General features: G+C 62.4%; 13 protein-coding genes. 8 read left to right on the top strand and 5 right to left on the bottom strand.

Going from position 1 to position 17,755, the window contains the following annotated elements:
• The first annotated feature begins 42 nt into the window (after positions 1 to 42).
• From CQ13_RS12050 to CQ13_RS40155, 5 genes are all read left to right on the top strand, one after another.
• A complete protein-coding gene (locus CQ13_RS12050; RefSeq protein WP_057843106.1) occupies positions 43 to 1,116 on the top strand; it encodes a tartrate dehydrogenase in 1,074 nt (357 codons plus the stop codon).
• A 78-nt stretch (positions 1,117 to 1,194) separates the two neighbouring features.
• A complete protein-coding gene (locus CQ13_RS12045) occupies positions 1,195 to 2,163 on the top strand; it encodes a tripartite tricarboxylate transporter substrate-binding protein (RefSeq protein WP_057843105.1) in 969 nt (322 codons plus the stop codon).
• Positions 2,164 to 2,524: 361 nt separating this feature from the next.
• On the top strand, positions 2,525 to 3,322 hold the full coding sequence (locus tag CQ13_RS45575) for an aminoacyl--tRNA ligase-related protein (protein WP_057843104.1): 798 nt from the start codon (positions 2,525 to 2,527) through the stop codon (positions 3,320 to 3,322).
• Complete coding sequence (locus CQ13_RS46420; RefSeq protein ID WP_283807504.1) at positions 3,205 to 3,723, top strand: His/Gly/Thr/Pro-type tRNA ligase C-terminal domain-containing protein; 519 nt, start codon at positions 3,205 to 3,207, stop codon at positions 3,721 to 3,723. The genes CQ13_RS45575 and CQ13_RS46420 overlap by 118 nt, the downstream gene beginning before the upstream one ends.
• A gap of 281 nt (positions 3,724 to 4,004) precedes the next feature.
• Positions 4,005 to 5,312: a Spy/CpxP family protein refolding chaperone gene (locus CQ13_RS40155; protein ID WP_063800069.1), complete on the top strand. Its 1,308-nt coding sequence runs from the start codon at positions 4,005 to 4,007 to the stop codon at positions 5,310 to 5,312.
• Positions 5,313 to 5,415: 103 nt separating this feature from the next.
• On the opposite strand, the gene CQ13_RS12025 is transcribed toward CQ13_RS40155, so the two are convergent.
• From CQ13_RS12025 to CQ13_RS12015, 3 genes are read right to left on the bottom strand one after another with little or no spacing between them, the layout of a single operon-like run.
• Entirely contained in the window at positions 5,416 to 6,270 is an 855-nt protein-coding gene (locus CQ13_RS12025; RefSeq protein WP_057843101.1) for an amidohydrolase family protein, read from the bottom strand.
• Positions 6,267 to 9,395: an efflux RND transporter permease subunit gene (locus tag CQ13_RS12020; RefSeq protein ID WP_057843100.1), complete on the bottom strand. Its 3,129-nt coding sequence runs from the start codon at positions 9,393 to 9,395 to the stop codon at positions 6,267 to 6,269. The genes CQ13_RS12025 and CQ13_RS12020 overlap by 4 nt, the downstream gene beginning before the upstream one ends.
• 3 nt (positions 9,396 to 9,398) lie before the next feature.
• Positions 9,399 to 10,529 (bottom strand): efflux RND transporter periplasmic adaptor subunit, encoded by a 1,131-nt coding sequence (locus CQ13_RS12015; RefSeq protein WP_057843099.1) that lies wholly within the window; start codon positions 10,527 to 10,529, stop codon positions 9,399 to 9,401.
• A 156-nt stretch (positions 10,530 to 10,685) separates the two neighbouring features.
• On the opposite strand from CQ13_RS12015, the gene xth reads away from it, so the two are divergent.
• Positions 10,686 to 11,477: an exodeoxyribonuclease III gene (gene xth, locus CQ13_RS12010; RefSeq protein WP_057843098.1), complete on the top strand. Its 792-nt coding sequence runs from the start codon at positions 10,686 to 10,688 to the stop codon at positions 11,475 to 11,477.
• A 140-nt stretch (positions 11,478 to 11,617) separates the two neighbouring features.
• On the opposite strand, the gene CQ13_RS12005 is transcribed toward xth, so the two are convergent.
• Both CQ13_RS12005 and ilvD read right to left on the bottom strand, forming a co-directional pair.
• Positions 11,618 to 12,469, bottom strand: a complete 852-nt coding sequence (locus CQ13_RS12005; RefSeq protein ID WP_057843097.1) for a tetratricopeptide repeat protein — start codon at positions 12,467 to 12,469, stop codon at positions 11,618 to 11,620.
• On the bottom strand, positions 12,456 to 14,180 hold the full coding sequence (gene ilvD, locus CQ13_RS12000; protein ID WP_057843096.1) for a dihydroxy-acid dehydratase: 1,725 nt from the start codon (positions 14,178 to 14,180) through the stop codon (positions 12,456 to 12,458). Before ilvD ends, CQ13_RS12005 begins: the two co-directional genes overlap by 14 nt.
• 832 nt (positions 14,181 to 15,012) lie before the next feature.
• On the opposite strand from ilvD, the gene CQ13_RS11995 reads away from it, so the two are divergent.
• Together CQ13_RS11995 and CQ13_RS11990 are read left to right on the top strand one after the other, a co-directional pair.
• Positions 15,013 to 15,969 (top strand): calcium-binding protein, encoded by a 957-nt coding sequence (locus CQ13_RS11995; protein WP_057843095.1) that lies wholly within the window; start codon positions 15,013 to 15,015, stop codon positions 15,967 to 15,969.
• Positions 15,970 to 16,421: 452 nt separating this feature from the next.
• On the top strand, positions 16,422 to 17,711 hold the full coding sequence (locus CQ13_RS11990) for a hemolysin family protein (RefSeq protein ID WP_057843094.1): 1,290 nt from the start codon (positions 16,422 to 16,424) through the stop codon (positions 17,709 to 17,711).
• The last annotated feature ends 44 nt before the right edge of the window (positions 17,712 to 17,755 follow it).

Raw genomic sequence — 17,755 nt, 5'->3', positions numbered from 1 at the left:
CGTGGATAGGACGCGGGCCTGGCCGTTTCCAAGGAGAACTCGATGCGTGAATATTCAATCGCCGCCATTCCGGCCGACGGGATCGGCCCGGAGGTCATCGCCGCCGGCGTCACCGCGCTCGAAAGCCTCGCGAGGCGGCTTGGCGATGTGAAATTCAGCGTCGAAACCTTCGATTGGGGCTCGGCCTATTACCGCAAGCACGGCGCCATGATGCCGGCCGACGGCCTCGCCACGCTGAAAAAATTCGACGCGATCTATTTCGGCGCGGTCGGCGCGCCCGACGTGCCCGATCACATCACGCTGTGGGGCCTGCGCTTGCCGATCTGCCAGGGATTTGACCAATACGCCAACGTGCGCCCGACCCGGATCCTGCCCGGCATCACCTCGCCGCTTCGCCATGCCGAGGTGGGTGACCTCGACTGGGTGATCGTGCGTGAAAATTCCGAAGGCGAATATGCCGGCTGCGGCGGACGGGTGCATCGCGGCCTGCCGGAGGAAGTCGGCACGGAGGTCGCCATCTTCACCCGCGTCGGGGTCCAGCGCATCATGCGCTATGCGTTCCGCCTGGCGCAGTCGCGGCCGCGCAAGCTGCTCACGGTGGTGACAAAATCGAACGCGCAGCGGCATGGCATGGTGATGTGGGACGAGATCGCCGAGCAGGTGTCGAAAGAATTCCCAGACGTTACCTGGGACAAGATGCTGGTCGATGCGATGACGGTGCGGATGACGCTGAAACCGCAGAGCCTCGACACCATCGTCGCCACCAACCTTCACGCCGATATTCTGTCCGATCTCGCCGGTGCGCTCGCCGGCAGCCTCGGTGTGGCACCGACGGCGAACATCGATCCGGAGCGGCGCTTTCCCTCGATGTTCGAGCCGATCCACGGCTCGGCATTCGACATCACCGGCAAGGGCATTGCCAACCCGGTCGCGAGTTTCTGGACGGCATCGCAGATGCTCGATCATCTCGGCGAGGCTGAAGCCTCGGCGCGGCTGATGCGTGCTGTGGAGAAGGTCACCGGCGCCGGCATTACGACGCCCGATGTCGGCGGCACCGCGACGACCAAAGATGTCACCGCGGCTGTTGTGGAGGCGATTCATAGCTCCAACGTGTGAGGCCCGCACGGCGAACCGGTCGTGCAGCAAGAGGCCTGCGTTAAAAGCCAAACAAAACAAATTCTCCGGGAGGCACGTATGAGGAAAACAGCCGTCATCGCCGCAGCGTTCGCGATGCTCAGTTCGACCGCTTTGGCGCAGAACTATCCCAGCAGACCTATTACGCTGCTGGTCCCGTTCGCCGCCGGCGGCGCCACCGACACGGTCGCGCGGGTGACGGCGCAATCGATGTCAAAACTCCTCGGTCAGACCATCGTCATCGAAAACGCCACGGGCGCCGGCGGCACCATTGCGGCCACGCGCGCCTCACGCGCGGAGGCGGACGGCTACACCCTCCTGATCCACCATATCGGCATCTCCACAGCCGCCACGCTGTATCGCAAGCTGCCTTACGACACCAAAACGGCATTCGCCCCGATCGGCCTTGTCACCAATGCGCCAATGACGATCATCGGGCGCCCCGATCTGCCGCCGAACACGCTCGCCGAACTCGTTACCTACATCAAGGCCAACGGCGACAAGATGACGTTCGGCAATGCCGGCCTTGGCGCCGCGTCGCACCTATGCGGCATGCTGTTCATGACGGCGGTCGGCAAGCAGGTCCTGACGGTGCCCTACAAGGGCAATGCGCCTGTCATGAACGACCTGATCGCCAAGCAGATCGACCTCTCCTGCGACCAGACCACAAACACAACGAGCCCGATCGCATCGAAGCTGGTCAAGGCCTACGCCATCACGACGAAGACACGGCTCGCATCCATGCCCGATCTACCGGCCGCCGACGAAGCGGGCCTGAAGGGCTTTGAAGTCGGCGCATGGCACGGTATCTACGCGCCGAAGGGTACACCCGACGAGATCGTTCAAAAACTGTCCAGGACGCTGCAAGAGGCGTTGCGCGATCCGGATTTGGTGAAGCGGTTCAACGACATCAACACGGAACCTGTCCCGCAAAGCGACGCGACGCCCGAAGCCTTGAAGAAGCAGTTGATCAGCGAGGTCGACCGCTGGGCGCCGATCATCAAGGCGGCCGGTCAGTTTGCGGATTGAGCGCTAGCCGCCAAGACGTTTGCCGATTTCAAGCGCGTTACTGAGCAGACCGGCATTCTGACCAACGAGCCGCATCATCCGCCACAGCAGTATTGATGTCCCTGCGCATCATCCATATTCCGCGACGCCAAGCGGCTGGCGTTGACGCCTGAGCGTTTTGCCGCCATATACAGAGCATGAATAAGCTTCGATCAGCCGCATTGACCACCACGGCGACCGCTTACGGCGGATCGCCTGCTGGTTGCGCGCGCTAGAGACAAGCGTACTTCACCCAGAAAAGGCCCCGCCGGCGACGGACGGGGCCTTTTCTGGTTTTTGATGGTCCCCGTCCGCGCTTTTTCCCATCACAAGGAACACAGCCATGGACGATCTCGACCACAGAAATCTCGGCGTGAAGCTCAAATCCTGGCACCTTCAGGAAGATACGCCGGGCATGGTGTTCTGGCATCCGCGCGGCTACGCGGTCTACCGGGTGCTGGAGGACTATCTCCGTCGCAAGATGCGCCGAGCCGGCTATGCCGAGGTCCGGACGCCACAGCTGCTGCCAAAGGAGTTCTGGGGCCGCAGCGGCCACTGGGACAAATTCGGCGAGCACATGTTCCGGATCGACGACGGCGAGCTGGCGATGGCGCTGAAACCGATGTCGTGCCCGTGCCACGTGCAGATCTTCAATAAGGGGCTGCGCTCGTGGCGGGAGCTTCCGATCCGCTATGCCGAGTTCGGCGCTTGCCACCGCAATGAGCCTTCCGGTTCGCTTCACGGCATCATGCGGACGCGCGCCTTCGAGCAAGACGATGCCCATGTGTTCTGCCGCGAACAGGACGTTGAAGCCGAAGTCGCACGCTTCATCACCCTGCTGGGCGAGGTCTACCGGGACCTCAGGTTTCCCAACTACGAGGTGGCGCTGGCCACGCGGCCGGCGGTGATGCGAACTGGGACTGGTCAGAGGCGAAGCTCGGCGATGCCGCGAGGCAATGTGGCCTCGTGCCGCAAATCAATCCCGGCGAAGGCGCGTTCTACGGACCGAAGCTGGAATTCGCGCTGCGCGACCGGCTGGGACGATCCTGGCAGTGCGGCACGGTGCAGCTCGACGGCGTGCTGCCGCAGCGGCTCGAGGCGTCCTACATTGCCCCCGACGGCAGCCGCGCCAATCCCCTGATGGTCCATCACGCCATCTTCGGATCGCTCGGCCGCATGATCGCGATCCTGCTCGAGCACCATGGCGGCATGCTTCCGTTCTGGCTATCACCGGACCAAATCGCGGTCGCGCCGATCTCGAAAGACCAGGTCGGATACGGCGCGGACGTTCTCGCGGCGTTCGAGGATGCCGGGATTCGGGCCGTTGCCTATGACGGCACCGATACTCTTTCGCGGCGCATCGTGGCAGCGCATGAAATGGCGGTGCCGGTGATGGCTATCGTCGGCGGCCGCGAGATGAGGGACGGCCGGGTGAGCCTGCGCGAGCGCGACGGCTCACAGGCCGACGTTCCGCTGGCCGAGGCGGTATCCCGCCTGCAGGCGAGGGCCCAGCCGTGCGCCCCTGTGGCTAAAGCCTTGTAGCGCGCGGACGCGAGGATGCACCAGCGGGCTGGAAAGAGTTCGCACTTCAGCGCGAACTGGCTTTTCAAACGTATCCGCTAAAAGCGGACAATTTTGAAGTGATCAGCTTTCGACCTAAGGCCGACTTCTGCGGACTGTATGCGCCACTCGGGCCTTGTGAAACGACGTGATTGCTGCCGTCTTGGCGCGCGATGCCTTGGTTTGCATGATTGCTTACAAGGAACTTTCGATCCTGTGCGGCGTCATAAGTGGCGCGGCCAAGGCTTGGCACGGGAGGTGCCATGTCGAAGTTCGGCGTTACAGTGATCGCTGTCGTACTGGTGACCGCGCTGTCGAGTGCCGCCACTGCGAAAGGACGTGGACATTTTGGTCTCGGCCCACTTGGCAGCCCACTTGGCAGCGTGAAGTCCGCGTTCGCCCGCTTGCTTGCGCCAGGGCTGCTTCACAGCCGCCCCAGGCATCACCGCCGGGTGCACGTCCGTCGGGCCAAAAACGCTCCCGTCGCTTTAAAAAGTGCTCCCGCCGCTTTACAAAACATCCCGTCCGCGACGAACCAGCCCACCGGCGAGGAGGGGTTGGTTGTTGGCAGGCTATTCACTGACCCCGCGGCACGCAGGCAGATCGCCGCGACTGCCGCACTTGCTCGCTGGCATGGTGACCGTAGCACTACAAATGGGTGGTGGTCGCATGGCCATGGCGGATATGGCTGGGTTGGGCCGCTGTTCTGGCCGTTCGCCTACAATGATATTTATGGTTATGCCATCTTCGGCGATGCCATGGGCTTCTGGGACTACGGCTACCCCGACATCTATGCCGGAATTTTTGGGCCTTACGGCAGTGACGAACTAGCGGCCTATATGGCACCGGTCTCTTCCGGCCAAAGCGAACGAAGGATCCCGCCGCTGCAGCAGCTCTGCGGTGATGGCGACCGCGAAATTATCGGTCTCGCCATTGATCAGATTCAGCGGGCGATTCAGCCAACCGAGGCGCAACGGGCCGCGCTGGACCAACTTGCCGACGCGTCGAACTCGGCCGCCCAGATCATTCAGGCATCTTGTCCGACGCAGCCCGCATCAACGGCGCCAGCCCGATTGGCCCTGATGCAGCAGCGCACTGCGGCACTTCTCACTGCGGTAATATCCCTGCAGCCGCCGCTTGAGGAGCTTTATGATCTGCTGAATGACGAGCAGAAAACACGGCTCAATGCACTCGCCGATGATCAGCTCAAGACGGCGTCCGCAAACGGGGCCACGAAGGCGCCGGCCCAGGGCTGCGAAGCATCCCTGCCAGCCGCGTTGCAGTGGCCGGCTGGCGAGATCGAGGCAAGGCTACACCCGAACGATGCCCAACACGACGCGCTTGAACGGCTGCAGCGTGCCAGCGCCAGAGCTGTCGAAATGCTGAGCTATGAATGTCAGCCGAAAGATGCGATCACGCCGCCCGCTCGCCTCGCCGCGGTGGATGGTCGGCTCGGTACCATGCAACAAGCCATCAATCTGGTAAGCGACGCGCTGGAAGACTTCTATGCTGCACTGAGTGATGAGCAGAAGTTTCAATTCGAGCTGATCGGACCAAAACGAGCGCCGTGATTGCCATGTATTCCGACTGGCGCGTTGGCTTTTGCGCCGCTCTTGGGGAACAGGCGGACGCCGAACGCACCTAGGCCGAACGTCCCATTTATGAGTACACGGGTTAGTGGGCAGGACCAAACAACGCCCGCGCATTGCCATGGGCAATCTGCGCAGCGACCTTTGGCGGTAGCTGCGCGAGCCAGGCACGGTACTCCGCGATGATCTCGCCGTAGCTCTCCCAGCGCTGGTTGATCCAGGTGTCGGAGCCGAGCAGGAAGCGGTCGGGGTAACGCTCGAACAAGGCGCGCCATTCGTCCGTCAGTTTTCCGCCGCCGCCAACGATGCCGCCGCGGTAGGACAACTCGCCCCACAATTTCGAATATTTCGACAGCATCTCGGCGACGCGGTCGGTCGAGAGCCCAAAACCGGTATGGGCCCAGATGATGCGGGCGCGGGGATTATGGCGCATCAGGATTTCGACGGCCACGTCATCGGCATGGGCGTGCAGATAGAGGTCGTGCTCGACCGCGAAATCGACGGTCTTCTTCACCCACTCGGTATCGGCCGCCTTGCCCGAGATATGGAATTCGCCGATGCCGCGGTAATAGCCGCGTTTGAACTCGTCCTGCACGAGGTCGAAGATGAAGGGGTCGCCGAACCAGCTCTGGATGTCGGCGCGGACCCGATAGGGCCGGATGAACGGCACAAGCCAAAGGCCCTGCGGCTTGGCATCCATAAGCGCATGCGTGCCGGTGTTCGGACGGCTGGTCGCGAGGATGCCGGTGACGCGGTGTTTCTTGAACAGCGCCAGCACCTCGTCCACGCCAAAATGAGGCTTTGGCTCCCAATTGTAGTGCAGATGGGCGTCGAAGATTTCGATCGGCTCGTCGGCGTTGGCGCGGTCGATTGTGCCCCCCACCCATGCGAACGCGATCAGCAAGGCGATGAATCGCGATGCCCGCCCGAACGTCGTCATTCGGCGGCGACCACGTGCGGCCGCTCGCCCTCGCCCGCTTCCTGCAGTTGCGGTTCGAGCTTGCGCCGCAGGCGGCGGTCGATGCGGTCGAGATAAATGTAGATGACGGGCGTGATGTACAGCGTCAGCAGTTGTGACAGGCAGAGACCGCCGACCACGGCGACGCCGAGCGGCTGGCGCAGTTCCGCGCCGGCACCGGCGCCGAGCGCGATCGGCAGCGTGCCGAAGATCGCGGCGAACGTCGTCATCATAATCGGACGGAAACGCAAGAGCGCCGCTTCCCGGATCGCGTGCTCGGCGCTTAAGCCGACCCGGCGACGCTCCAGCGCGAAGTCGACCATCATGATGGCGTTCTTTTTGACGATGCCGACCAGCATCACGATGCCGATCATCGCAATCACGGACATTTCCATCCCAAACATCATCAGGGTCAGGATCGCGCCGATGCCGGCCGACGGCAGGCCCGAGATGATGGTGATCGGGTGGATAAAGCTCTCGTAGAGAATGCCGAGGATGACGAAGGCGGCGAACACGGCAGCGAGGATCAGGACGCCCTGCCCGCGCAACGAATCCTGGAACACCTGCGCGGTGCCCGAGAATCCGGTGGCGATCGTCGCCGGAAGATTCGAAGCCTGCTCGAGCTTAGTGATCTCGTCGACCGCGTAACCCAGCGAATAGCCCGGCGCGAGGTTGAAGGAGATCGTCACCGCCGGCTGCTGCGCCTGATGGTTGATCTGCAGCGGACCGACCGTCGGAACCAGCTTCGCCACCGCCGACAGCGGGATGGTCTGGTTGTTCTGCGTCTTCATGTAGAGTTTGGAGAGATCCGACGGATCGACCCGGAACTGCGGCTGCACTTCCAGGATAATCTGGTAGTCGTTCGACGGCATGTAGATGGTGCCGATCTGGCGCGCGCCGTAGGCATTGTAGAGCTGGTTGCGCACCTGATCGACGGTGATGCCGTAGACAGCGGCCTTCTCGCGGTCGATATCGACCGTCATCTGCGGGTTCTTGATGTAGAGATCGGTGGTGACGTCGAGCAGGCCGGGCAGCTTCTCGATCTTCTCGCGCATTTCCGGCGCCAGCCGGTACAACGAGTCGGTGTCGCCGCTCTGCATCACGTATTGATACTGGCTCTTCGAAATCCGGCCGCCGATATTGAGGTTCTGGATCGGCTGGAAGAACGCCTGCATGCCCGGAACCTGTCGCGCATTGGCACGCAGCCGTCCGATGATGGTGTTGAGGTTGTCACGCTCCTTTTTCGGCTTCAGGGCGATAAACAGGCGTCCATAATTCGCCGTCGGATTGGGGCCGCCCGAGCCGACGGTGGAGTTGATGTAGTCGATCGCCGGATCGGATCTCAGCACGTCGACCAGCGCCTGCTGCCGCTCCTTCATCGCATCGAACGAGGTGTCTGTGGCAGCTTCGGTCACGCCTATCAGAAAGCCGGTGTCCTCCTGCGGGAAGAAGCCCTTCGGCACGATCATATAGAGGTAGACGGTGCCGCCCAGCGTCGCCAGCGTCACCATCAGCATCAGGAATTTTCGGGCCAGCACCCAGTCGAGCGTCCATTCATAGGCGCGCAGCCAGGAATCGAACATCCTCTCGAAGATGCGGAGCACGATGTTCGGCCGCTTGGTCGCGTCATGCGCCCGCAGCACGCGCGCGCACAGCATCGGCGTCAACGTCAGCGAGACGAACCCGGATACCAGGATGGCGACCGAGACCGTGACCGCGAACTCGCGGAACACGCGGCCGACGATGCCGCCCATCAGCAGCACCGGGATGAACACCGCGATTAGAGAAAACGTGATCGAAATGATGGTGAAGCCGATCTCGCGGGCGCCCTTCAGCGCCGCCTCAAACGGCCGCATGCCGTGCTCGATGTGGCGGACGATGTTTTCCAGCATGACGATGGCGTCGTCGACTACGAAACCGACCGAGAGTGTCAGCGCCAAGAGCGTCATGTTGTTGATGGAGTAGTCGAGCGCGTACATCACCGCGCAGGTGCCGAACAGCGAAATCGGCACCGCCAGCGCCGGAATGAAGGTCGCGGACGCCGAGCGCAGGAACAGGAAGATCACTAGGATCACCAGCCCGATCGCGATCAAAAGCGTTTCCTCGACGTCGGCCACCGACTGGCGGATCGAGACCGAGCGGTCCATCAGCACGTTGATCGAGACCGATGGCGGGATCTGCGCCCGCAGCACCGGCAGTTTGGCCAGGATGGAGTCGACCACCGCCACCGTGTTGGCGTCCGGCTGCTTCTGGATGCCGAGCACGATGGAACGGTCGCCGTTCAGCCAGCTCGCGATCCGCTCGTTCTCGACGCTATCGTAGATCCGCGCCACCTCGTCGAGCTTGACCGGGGAACCGTTGCGCCAGGCCACCACGATCTGGCGATAGTCCATCGCCTTATCCATCTGGCCCGAGGCCTGCAGCGCCACGTCCTGCTTCGGTCCGTTCAGCGTGCCGACCGGGGTCGAGGAATTGGCGGCCGAAACCGCATTGCGAATGTCCTCGAGCGACAGCCCGCGCGCCGCGGCGGCCTCCGGATCGGCCTGGACGCGGATGGCGAATTTCTGCGCGCCGTAGACGCTGACCTGCGCGACTCCGGGTATCTGCGACAGGGTTTGGCCGATCGTGATCTCGCCATACTCGTTGACCGCCGACAGCGGCAGCGTCGACGACCCGAGCACCACGAACAGCACCGGGAAATCCGCCGGATTCACTTTGCGGAAACTCGGCGGGATGATCATCTCACGCGGCAACCGGCGCTGCGCGATCGTCAGCGCGGTCTGCACGTCGAGCGCGGCGGCATCGATGTTGCGGTTGAGGTCGAACTGGATGGTGATGGTGCTGGTGCCCTGCGACGAGTTCGACGACATCGACGAGATGCCGGAGATCGTCGAGAGCTGGCGCTCGATGACGCCCGCAACGGAGGACGCCATGGTGTCCGCGCTCGCACCCGGCAGGGTTGCGGTCACGGCGATGGTCGGGAAATCGACCCGCGGCAGCGCCGAAACCGGCAACAGGCGAAAGCCGAAGATCCCGAACGCGATGATCGACGCCGTGATCAGCGTCGTCATGACCGGCCGGCGGATGCAGAGTTCGGACAGGGTCATCGGCTAGGCCCCGGCCTTTTTGGCTCGCGGCTCGACCCGCGTTCCGTCAGACAGCAGCAATTGCCCGTCGACCACCACGTTCTCGTCGCCGGCGAGCCCCTCCGAAATCACCGAGATGCCCTGCGTGGTGCGGTCGACCGTGACCGGTTGGACCTTGGCGACCCCGTCCTTGACCACGAAGACGAAATTGCCGCTCTGGCTGCGCTGCACGGCGACCGTCGGCACCACGATTGCGTCTTCGTTGCGGATGACGAGCTTGGTGGCGACCAATGTGCCCGGCCACAACGTCTCATTCTCGTTGGCCATAATGCCGCGCACGGTGACCATGCCGGTGGTCGCGTCCACGGTGTTCTCGACCATCGCGACCTTGCCGGTCTCTGAACGCCGATGGCCCGGGATCATCGCGGTGACGGTGGAGATCCCTTTCGCCATCGACTCCCGCAAATCGACCAGCACGCGTTGCGGTACCGCGAATGTCACATAGACCGGCGCCATCTGGTTGATGACCGCAAGCGGGGTGGTATCGGCGGGGCGCACGAAATTGCCGACCTTCACGTTGGCCGCGCTGATCCGGCCCGAGAAAGGCGCGCGGATCATGGTGTAGCTTTTCTGGACCTTCAGGTTGTCCAGCGCAGCCTGGTTGGCCTTGATGGTACCGGTCAGGATATCGGACTGTGTCCTGGCGTTATCGACGTTGACCTGCGTGGTCGCGCCCTTGGCGACCAGATCGTTGAAGCGGCGGAGGTCACGCTGCGCGCCCTCGAGCTGCGCCTGGTCCCTGGCGAGCACGCCCTCGGCCTGTTCGATCTGGGCGTCGATCTGGCGGCTATCGAGTGTGAACAGCAAGTCGCCCTGGTTGACCTTGGCGCCGTCCTCGAAATGCACCGCGACGATGGTGGTTTCCAGCCGCGATTTCAGCGCCACGCTGGAGATCGGCGTCACCGTCCCATTGGCGTCGACATCGACCGGGACGGATTTGCGCTCCGCCTTCGCCATTTCGACCGAAACTGTCCGCGGCCGCTGCGGGGCTTGAGCGTTGCTGCTGCCGCCCATCCATGAGGAGCGGGTAATGAAGCCGGCCGCGGTAGCAATGGCGATGGCGCCGGTAACAAGTATCAAGGTACGCTTTTTCATAATTTTCACGCTCGCCGGTCCACAACGGACGGGACGGTTTACTCCTGCCCCTTGACGGCGATGTTTGCGCCTTATTCTTAAACGGTTATCACAGCCCGGCTGCACATGGTATGCCACTGCAGCAGAAATTGTGTAGTTACGGTCCGGACAGAATTCATGCGTGTTGCAACCTGGAACGTCAATTCGATCCGGCAGCGGCTCGAGCCTCTCTTGACGTGGCTGAAAGACTGCTCGCCGGACGTCGTCTGCCTGCAGGAAACCAAGTGCGTTGACGATGCGTTCCCGCGGCTGGAGATCGAGTCGCTCGGCTATAACGTCGTCACCCACGGACAGAAGACCTTCAACGGTGTCGCCCTGCTGTCGAAACTGCCGTTCGACGAGACCAAATCGGGCCTGGCCGGCGACGACGAGGACGCCCATGCCAGATTCCTCGAAGGCGTGGTGACGCTGAAGACCGGCGTGATGCGGATCGCCTGCCTCTATCTGCCCAACGGAAACCCGCCGGACACGGAAAAATATCCCTATAAACTCAAATGGATGTCGCGGCTTCTTGAGTACTCGAAAGAGCGGCTTAAGGCGGAAGAACCGTTGGTCCTCGCAGGCGACTTCAACGTCATTCCGGCTGCCGCCGACGTCTATAACCCCGCCGCCTGGGGTAACGACGCGCTGTTCCGCCCGCAAACCCGCGAGGCCTTCCAGTCCCTGCTCGGCCTCGGCCTGACCGATGCGCTACGCGCGGTGACCGACGAACCGGGCCTCTACACGTTCTGGGACTATCAGGCGGGCGCCTGGCAGAAGAACTGGGGCCTTCGAATCGACCACCTCCTGCTGTCGCCGCAGGCCAGCGACCGCCTGACCGATGTCGGCGTCGACAGCTACGTCCGCGCCTGGGAGAAACCGTCCGACCACGTGCCAGTCTGGGCGGATTTCGATCTGGAGAAGGCTTGAGCGACAAAATCGTAGCGTGGGCAAAGCGACCTGTCCGCTCGTAGAGCGAGACGGCAGCGTGCCACCATTTCTATTGTGATTTCGGAGGGATAGTGGGCACGGCGCAGAGCGCCCTTGCCCACCCTACCGGCGGTGCGGCGTCAATCCCGCTTGCCCTGCACCCAGTGCTCGAGCATCTGCAAGGCCGTGGCGCGGTCGTCGTCGGAGGCCTTGGCGAACGCACGGTTGTAGCTTTCGCGGATCCAGGTCTCATCGGGCGCGGCGTTGTCACGCGCCAGCGTCAGCCACATCAATCCGCGGGCGGCCTGCCGCGGCAGCCGGTCGCCGTTGAACAGCATCTGGCCGAGCATGGCCTGCGCCTGATGCTGGCCTTTCTGGGCAGCCAGACCAAGCCAGCGCGCCCCATAGCGGAAATCGTCCCGCGAGGCATCCGGGGTTTTCAGATAAAGCCGCGCCAAATCGTATTGCGCGTCGGCATTGCCGAAATAGGACGCGGCATAGGAGAACATTTCCCGGGCCCGATCGGTGTCGGGCTTGATCTTGGAATTCGGGATGCCGTTGAGGTAGTAGCGCCCTAGCGCCACGAAGGCGTTAGCCACGATCGCGGCCTGCGGCGCCGACGGGCTATCCTCGGCATGCTGGTTGGCGATACGGCTGAAATATTCAAACGCGCGCAGGTCATCCTGCACCACGCCATCACCGTCGGCATACATCCGGCCGAGCTTCCACTGCGCGACGGGATGGCCACCCTCGGCGGCGTATTGCAGCGAAGTCAGCGAAGGCGCGTTAACCGCAGTCGCCGTGGCGGTAGCCGCCGCGGCTCCAGCCTTTTTCAGCGCCTGCGCCGTGACGGCTTGCGCTGCCGCGGGCTGGTTCATTACGGGGAGCGCGGCGTCCGGCTTTACCGGTGCGCCGTCAAATGCGAATCCAGGGGCGGCCACCGGCGCGGCCCCCAGCATCAACGCAAGAATGATACGCCTAGATGTCCGCATAACACTGTTTCTCGTGCGCACCGCCAGGATGGGTCACAGCCCCATCCACCGCCGGCCCGACCTGTTGGGCATATTTCCACAGCGCACCCGACGTATGGTTAGTCTGTCGAGGCAGCCATTTGGTTTTACGTTCGGCGAGTTCGGCGTCGGTCAATTTTACGTTAAGAGTCCCGGCCTCGGCGTCGATCTCGATAATGTCACCATTCTGCAACAGGGCTATCGGGCCGCCCACGGCCGCCTCCGGTCCGACATGGCCGATGCAGAAGCCACGGGTGGCGCCAGAGAACCGGCCGTCGGTGATCAGGGCGACCTTGCCGCCCATCCCCTGCCCGGTCAGCGCCGCCGTCGTCGAGAGCATCTCCCGCATGCCGGGACCGCCGCGCGGCCCCTCGTAGCGGATCACGATGACCTCGCCTTCCTTGTAGGTTTTCTTCTGGACCGACTCGAAGGCGTCTTCCTCGCGATCGAAGCAACGGGCAGGACCAGCAAATTTCAACTTCGACATGCCCGCGACCTTCACGATCGCGCCCTCCGGCGCGAGATTACCCTTCAACCCGACAACGCCTCCCGTGACGGTGATCGGATTGTCGGCGGACCGCACCACATCCTGGTGCGGATTCCATTTCACGCTCTTGAGATTTTCGGCGATCGTACGGCCCGTGACGGTAAGGCAATCTCCGTGCAGGTGGCCATTGTCGAGCAGCGTCTTCATCAGAAGCGGAATACCGCCAACCTCGAACATGTCTTTGGCAACATAACGGCCCCCTGGCTTCAAATCCGCGACATAAGGAGTCTTTTTGAAGATTTCGGCGACGTCGAATAGGTTAAATTTTATCCCACACTCATGCGCGATCGCCGGCAGGTGCAGCGCAGCATTGGTCGACCCGCCGGAGGCCGCAACCACGGCGGCGGCGTTTTCCAGCGAACGGCGGGTGACGATGTCGCGCGGGCGGATGTTGGCTGCGATCAGCTCCAGAATCTTCTCGCCGGCGGCGGTGCAAAACGCGTCGCGAATCTCGTACGGCGCCGGCGCGCCGGCCGAATAGGGCAACGCCAGGCCAATCGCCTCTGACACGGTCGCCATGGTGTTGGCGGTGAATTGCGCGCCGCACGCCCCCGCCGAGGGACAGGCCACCCGCTCGATTTCGTCGAGATCCGCATCCGACATATCACCGACCGAGTGTCGGCCTACGGCCTCGAACATGTCCTGCACCGTGACCTGCTGGCCACGGAAATTGCCCGGCAGAATCGAGCCGCCATAGATGAAGATCGAGGGCACGTTGAGCCGGACCATCGCCATCATCATGCCCGGCAGCGACTTGTCGCAGCCGGCGAGCCCGACGAGGGCGTCATAGGCGTGGCCGCGGACCGTCAGCTCGACCGAGTCGGCGATGCATTCCCTGGATGGCAGGGACGAGCGCATGCCGTCATGGCCCATGGCGATGCCGTCGGTCACGGTGATGGTACAGAATTCGCGCGGGGTGCCGCCGGCAGCCGCAACGCCTTTCTTGACCGCCTGCGCCTGGCGCATCAGCGAGATATTGCAAGGCGCGGCTTCATTCCAGCAGGACGCGACGCCGACGAAAGGCTGGTGGATCTGCTGGGTGGTCAGCCCCATCGCGTAGAGGTAGGACCGATGAGGGGCACGCTCCGGTCCCTCCGTCACGTGACGGCTCGGCAACCTCTTCTTAATGTCGGTCTTGGCGTCCATCAGCGGAACCTGTTCTCCCCAGCCATCTTCCTGTCGGCCTCGGGAGCAATTTCCCGTCGCCTTCGCCGGCGCTGTGGCCAATCAGCTAAGAAGGAAATGGTTTCAATGGAGGGGTGTGGCCAAAAAGCGGCGCAAGCAAGAGGCAGGCGGGACGGTTAACCAAATGTTCCCTTGTTGTTGCAGTCACGCAACAATCGTGGCCCGGCGGCAACCATTATTTGGCGTTACCAAGATCGGCGGTACCCCTCGAAAAAACCCTCGTTCCGGGAGACCAGGCTCTCAGCCGATCACAACCTGAGGGCGATCGACGAAATGCCGCGCGCCCCAGCCTCGCCGCGAATCGGACAGCGCAACCCGAACAACATCCACGGCGCCCATCTTCTATTGCGCTATTGCGCAGAGCGAAAGTTACATCCCGTGCCATGCCTGGCGTTCGAAACGGGATCGCGTCATTTTTGTGCGGCCGGCACTTTTTGCGCCAGTTTTCGTCACGCAATGATGTGGCCCGCGACATGCGCACCGTCGGCGCTTGTGGTTCATATGCGAGAGAGAACAACGCGGTACGCAGCTTGTCGCAGACGTTTTGATCGCCGGCTGGAATTGAGGCGCAGGCCCAAGGATCGGCGCACGAACGCCTTTCGCGTCACCATATTGCCCCTGCGCAGCGCAAATCCGCCGCGCACACGTCCAGCCACGGGCCCGTTTTGCTGTTTCTTCTTCGATGCGGGTGAGGGATCCTGCCTCACGTCCTTCCCGCGCGCATCACGCGAGGCTTTCCCAAAGTCCGTGGTCGTTTCTAGTCCGTGAGGCCTCTGAGTAAGAGGTTCGACTAATGGCACGCTTCAATCTAAACAGATTCTTCGACGACGGCCGTCTCGATGATTTTTTAGCCAGGTTTACGGGTGGCACCGCCGACCACGATCATCTGAACGGCACGACGGGCAACAACGTCTTGTACTCCGGTGCCAAGGCGGACTCGGTCGCCGGCATGGCCGGTAACGACACGCTGAACGCCGGCTCCGGCGACGACAAGGTGTGGGGTGGCTCGGGCAACGACAATCTCTCGGGCGGCTCCGGCGCCGATCTCCTGGTCGGCGGCTTCGGCGCTGACCGCATGGATGGCGGCTCCGGCAACGACGTGCTGCTCAGCCGGTCGGACGCCGGCGAGATGGTCGCGGCCCAGGACGGCACGACCCAGATCTTCGCGGAGGAAACCGCTGCGTTCAAGGCGGTCAACGACACCCTCACCGGCGGCAGGGGCGCCGACACCTTCCGCTTCGAAGGCATGGTGAACGCCAAGGATGAGATCGTCGCCAAGCACGTCAATGCCGACGGCACCATCGACTGGGTCGGCGTCACCGGCGAAAACGGCGCCGTTCACGACCACTGGGTCGACGGCTTCGGCAACGACGTGATCCGCGACTTCAATCGCGCCCAGGGCGACAAGATCGAAATCTCGGCGCATACCGCCGAGGTCAAGTCGATCGAGCACAAGGACAGCAACGGCGACGGCAGGAACGACTATAGCGTGATCACCGTCATCAGCCAGCAAGGCAATGCCGGCGCGCATGACGAGGATCTGCTCGGCACCATCACCGTCTACGGCAACCTGGTGAAGCAGAGCGACATCAACGTTACCCAAACCGTGTATGGCGCCTACGAGAAGGTTGGCGAACTCGGCGGCGCGCATTTCGATCTGGAGGACGACGGCGTGCTGGCCGGTGGCGGCACCGACGGCGGCCACCACAACGAAATGACGGCGATGGCCAACATGGCCACCTACGCGTAAGGCGAAGGAGCTCAGGTCTCAAGCACCTGCAAGGGCCGGCTTTCCGGACCTTGCACCTCCAGCGTCCGGTGTCGATTCAATCGTCACCGGGCGCAAGGCTGCATCCGCATCTCAGGCGCATGAGGTCAGCGCGACTTCCCGGTGGTCGTCCCTGAGATATCCCCGGCGGGCGGTGGGGTCTGATCTCGCGCCGTCGATCCCGGTATTCCGCTGGGTCCGGGATTACTGGGAACATGCGCGATGTTCTCCCATGCAAGGGCGGCAATCATCAGAATGATTGCTGCAGCGATAACGACAAAAGTTCGGAAGCTGATTAAGCCACGATCTTGACTGTCCCGCATGCCGGCGTCCGGGAACTAGTTCCATTTGCGTCCCTATGGCAGGACACTACATACGTGCTGCGGCGATCGTGTGGTACCGGTGCGGCCACCCGCGCCACAGAAGGTAAAATCGTGCTATATCTAGACCTCGGGATCGTCACGATCCTGATTGTTCTCAATGGCCTACTCGCAATGTCGGAGTTGGCCATTGTATCGTCGCGTCCGGCGAGGCTGGCCGGCCTTGTCGAGAAGCGTGTCAAAGGAGCCCGCCGCGCCCTTGCGCTGGCATCTGATCCCGGCAAATTCCTGTCGACCGTTCAAATCGGCATTACCCTGATTGGCGTGTTGTCCGGCGCTTTCTCAGGCGCGACGTTAGGGCTCCGTCTTGCATCTTGGCTGATCGAGGCCGGCCTGTCGCCACGCGTCGCAGAGCCGGCCGGAGTTGGCGTTGTCGTTGCTTTCATCACCTATGCGTCACTGATTATCGGCGAGCTCGTTCCGAAGCAGATTGCGCTTCGTGATCCAGAGGCCGTAGCAGTGAAGGTGGCACCTGCGATGGTGTTGCTTGCCAAGGTGTCGCATCCGCTGGTGTGGCTCCTTGATCGATCCGGCAAGATATTGCTGTGGCTGTTGGGTCATCGAGAGGAAGCGGGCGATAGAGTCAGTGAGGATGAAATTCGATCGCTTGTCGCCGAGGCTGAGAATGCCGGAGTATTAGAACCGGGCGAAAAGGAATGGATCGCCGGGGTGATGCGGCTCGGCGATCTGGCCGTGGGGGCGGTAATGACCCCACGTCACGAGGTAGACTCTATCAACTTGGAAGATAGTAACGACCAAATTTTTGCTGACCTCTTGGAGAGCAAGCACTCCCATCTCGTCGTCTTTGATGGCAATCACGAAGGCGCGGTAGGCATCGTGAGTGCAAAAGATTTGCTTGACGTCTACCTGGCGGGCAAGATCCCCAAAGTCCGAGATCTGGTTCGCGAAGCACCCATAATGCCGGAAGCGCTCGATGCTCGAGATGTGATTACGCTCTTGCGCGGTGCACCTGTTCACGTGGGACTGGTGCATGACGAATATGGCGTTTTCCAAGGTGTCGTGACCAGCGCTGACATCCTCGAAGCGATCGTCGGCTCCTTCAATACCAAAGACGGACCGGTCGAGCCTGCTGCCGTAAAGCGTAACGACGGATCGTATTTAATCTCCGGTTGGATGCCGGCGGTTGAGGCCGCGCATTTGCTCGGAATTGCCCTTCCTGCATCGCGGCCCTATCAGACGTTTGCCGGCTTTCTGCTTCAGGAGTTTGGCAAGATTCCCAACGTGGGTGATAGAATTGAAGATGAGGGATGGCAGTTTGAGGTTGCCGATCTCGACGGCAGGCGGATTGACAAGGTGTTGGCCAGTCGAATTGAGCCGGCATGAATGTCGACCGGCGCAAAATGATTCTGTTGTGCTGGCCCCGACCC

Source organism: Bradyrhizobium retamae (assembly GCF_001440415.1).
Taxonomy (GTDB): domain Bacteria; phylum Pseudomonadota; class Alphaproteobacteria; order Rhizobiales; family Xanthobacteraceae; genus Bradyrhizobium; species Bradyrhizobium retamae.
Note: the sequence above shows the minus strand (reverse complement) of the source record. Positions and strands in the feature narration are given on the sequence as shown.

Coding starts and splice junctions, on each gene's coding strand:
- CQ13_RS12050 (WP_057843106.1), top strand. CDS start 43: ATGCGTGAATATTCAATCGCCGCCATTCCGGCCGACGGGATCGGCCCG.
- CQ13_RS40155 (WP_063800069.1), top strand. CDS start 4,005: ATGTCGAAGTTCGGCGTTACAGTGATCGCTGTCGTACTGGTGACCGCG.
- CQ13_RS11995 (WP_057843095.1), top strand. CDS start 15,013: ATGGCACGCTTCAATCTAAACAGATTCTTCGACGACGGCCGTCTCGAT.
- CQ13_RS12020 (WP_057843100.1), bottom strand. CDS start 9,395: ATGACCCTGTCCGAACTCTGCATCCGCCGGCCGGTCATGACGACGCTG.
- ilvD (WP_057843096.1), bottom strand. CDS start 14,180: ATGGACGCCAAGACCGACATTAAGAAGAGGTTGCCGAGCCGTCACGTG.
- CQ13_RS45575 (WP_057843104.1), top strand. CDS start 2,525: ATGGACGATCTCGACCACAGAAATCTCGGCGTGAAGCTCAAATCCTGG.
- CQ13_RS12015 (WP_057843099.1), bottom strand. CDS start 10,529: ATGAAAAAGCGTACCTTGATACTTGTTACCGGCGCCATCGCCATTGCT.
- CQ13_RS12045 (WP_057843105.1), top strand. CDS start 1,195: ATGAGGAAAACAGCCGTCATCGCCGCAGCGTTCGCGATGCTCAGTTCG.
- CQ13_RS12005 (WP_057843097.1), bottom strand. CDS start 12,469: ATGCGGACATCTAGGCGTATCATTCTTGCGTTGATGCTGGGGGCCGCG.
- xth (WP_057843098.1), top strand. CDS start 10,686: ATGCGTGTTGCAACCTGGAACGTCAATTCGATCCGGCAGCGGCTCGAG.
- CQ13_RS12025 (WP_057843101.1), bottom strand. CDS start 6,270: ATGACGACGTTCGGGCGGGCATCGCGATTCATCGCCTTGCTGATCGCG.